Genomic DNA, 3,014 nt, shown 5'->3' with positions numbered 1-3,014 from the left:
ACACCTTCAAAATTAGATCAGAAATGAGAGAAAGAGAGTTGCATCTCGAAAGAGATGATTGATTTGTAGGATAAGCCCTCGACCGATTCGTATCTGTCAGCTGAACACATTGCTGTGCGTACACCTCAGACCGATCAACCTCGTCGTCTACAAGGGGTCTTACCTGACTAAGTCAGTGGGAAATCTCATCTTGGAGGGGGCTTCGCGCTTAGATGCTTTCAGCGCTTATCCCGTCCATACATGGCTACCCAGCGATGCCTCTGGCGAGACAACTGGTACACCAGCGGTATGTCCATCCCGGTCCTCTCGTACTAAGGACAGCTCTCCTCAAATTTCCTACGCCCACGACAGATAGGGACCGAACTGTCTCACGACGTTCTGAACCCAGCTCGCGTACCGCTTTAATGGGCGAACAGCCCAACCCTTGGGACCTACTTCAGCCCCAGGATGCGATGAGCCGACATCGAGGTGCCAAACCTCCCCGTCGATGTGGACTCTTGGGGGAGATAAGCCTGTTATCCCCGGGGTAGCTTTTATCCGTTGAGCGATGGCCCTTCCACTCGGAACCACCGGATCACTAAGTCCGACTTTCGTCCCTGCTCGACTTGTAGGTCTCGCAGTCAAGCTCCCTTATGCCTTTGCACTCTATAGGCGCGATTTCCAACCGCGCTGAGGGAACCTTGGAGCGCCTCCGTTACCTTTTAGGAGGCGACCGCCCCAGTCAAACTGTCCACCTGACACGGTCCTCCGCCCGGATGACGGGCGCGAGTTAGAACCCCGATACGACCAGAGTGGTATCCCACCGTTGTCTCGACCAAGACTGGCGTCCTGGCTTCAGCGACTCCCACCTATCCTGTACAAGTCGTATCTAGATTCAATATCAGGCTACAGTAAAGCTCCACGGGGTCTTTCCGTCTTGTCGCGGGTAGCTAGCATCTTCACTAGCAATACAATTTCACCGGGTCTCTCGTCGAGACAGCGCCCAGATCGTTACGCCTTTCGTGCGGGTCGGAACTTACCCGACAAGGAATTTCGCTACCTTAGGACCGTTATAGTTACGGCCGCCGTTTACTGGGGCTTCAGTTCAAAGCTTCGCTTGCGCTAACCTTTCCCCTTAACCTTCCAGCACCGGGCAGGCGTCAGCCCCTATACTTCGCCTTGCGGCTTCGCAGAGACCTGTGTTTTTGCTAAACAGTCGCCTGGGCCTATTCACTGCGGCCCCCCATAAGGGGGCACCCCTTCTCCCGAAGTTACGGGGTCATTTTGCCGAGTTCCTTAACGAGAGTTTTCCCGAGCACCTTAGGATTCTCTCCTCGCCTACCTGTGTCGGTTTGCGGTACGGGCACCAATCTTCTCCTAGAGGCTTTTCTTGGCAGTGTGAGATCAAGAACTTCGGTACTATAAATTTCCCTCGCCATCACAGCCCAGCATTAATAGGGAAACGGATTTGCCTATCTCCCCTGCCTCACTGCTTGGACGCGCACTTCCAGTCGCGCGATTCTCTACCCTCCTGCGTCCCCCCATCGTACAAACGAATCATGGTGGTACAGGAATATCAACCTGTTGTCCATCGCCTACGCCTTTCGGCCTCAGCTTAGGTCCCGACTAACCCTGAGCGGACGAACCTTCCTCAGGAAACCTTAGGCTTACGGTGGAGGGGATTCTCACCCCTCTTTTCGCTACTCATACCGGCATTCTCACTTCTAAGCGCTCCACCCTCGCTTCCGCTTGAGCTTCGCTGCACTTAGAACGCTCCCCTACCATCGCGTCACGTAAGTGACGCCATCCACAGCTTCGGTAGATCGTTTAGCCCCGTTACATTTTCGGCGCAGAGTCACTTGACCAGTGAGCTATTACGCACTCTTTCAATGGTGGCTGCTTCTAAGCCAACATCCTGGTTGTCTAGGCAACTCCACATCCTTTTCCACTGAACGATCATTTAGGGACCTTAGCTGGTGGTCTGGGCTGTTTCCCTCTTGACTACGGATCTTAGCACTCGCAGTCTGACTCCTGGGGTACAAGTACATGGCATTCGGAGTTTGACTGAGTTCGGTAATCCGGGAAGGACCCCTAGCCCAATCAGTGCTCTACCTCCATGACTCAACTCCCAAGGCTAGCCCTAAAGCTATTTCGGGGAGAACCAGCTATCTCCAGGTTCGATTGGAATTTCTCCGCTACCCACACCTCATCCCCTAGTTTTTCAACACTAGTGGGTTCGGACCTCCATTCCGTGTTACCGGAACTTCATCCTGGACATGGGTAGATCACCTGGTTTCGGGTCAACAGCTACGTACTAAAGCGCCCTATTCAGACTCGCTTTCGCTGCGGCTCCAGCTTCTCGCCTTAACCTCGCACGCAACCGTTACTCGCCGGTTCATTCTACAAAAGGCACGCCGTCACACCTCTAGGGGTGCTCCGACTGATTGTAAGCACACGGTTTCAGGTTCTATTTCACTCCCCTTCCGGGGTGCTTTTCACCTTTCCCTCACGGTACTGGTTCACTATCGGTCGCCAAGGAGTATTTAGCCTTGGAGGGTGGTCCCTCCGGATTCCTACGGGGTTTCACGTGTCCCGCAGTACTCAGGATCCGTCTCGGAGAGATGGGAATTTCGGATACAGGGCTGTTACCTGCTATGGCCGGTCTTTCCAGAACCAGTTCTCCTATTCCCATCCTTTGTAACTCCGTGTGAGACGTCCTACAACCCCGAAGGCACAAGTCCTTCGGTTTGGGCTAATCCCGTTTCGCTCGCCGCTACTCAGGGAATCGAGTTTTCTTTCTCTTCCTCGGGGTACTTAGATGTTTCAGTTCCCCCGGTATGCCATCCACCAGCCTATGTATTCAGCTGGCGATACCTGCTCTTCAAGCAGGTGGGTTGCCCCATTCGGAAATCTCCGGATCAAAGCTCACTTACAGCTCCCCGAAGCATATCGGTGTTCGTCCCGTCCTTCATCGGCTCTTGGCGCCAAGGCATCCTCCGTGTGCCCTTAGTAGCTTAACCTACAAAGGTTTGTTT

1 rRNA gene is annotated in these 3,014 nt (G+C 53.8%); it reads right to left on the bottom strand.

The window, feature by feature from the left end:
- Nucleotides 1–66: 66 nt before the first annotated feature.
- A 23S ribosomal RNA gene (locus J2Z48_RS15630) occupies nt 67–2,999 on the bottom strand.
- Nucleotides 3,000–3,014 lie beyond the last annotated feature (15 nt).

This window comes from Croceifilum oryzae (assembly GCF_030814315.1).
GTDB lineage: Bacteria > Bacillota > Bacilli > Thermoactinomycetales > Thermoactinomycetaceae > Baia > Baia oryzae.
Note: the sequence above shows the minus strand (reverse complement) of the source record. Positions and strands in the feature narration are given on the sequence as shown.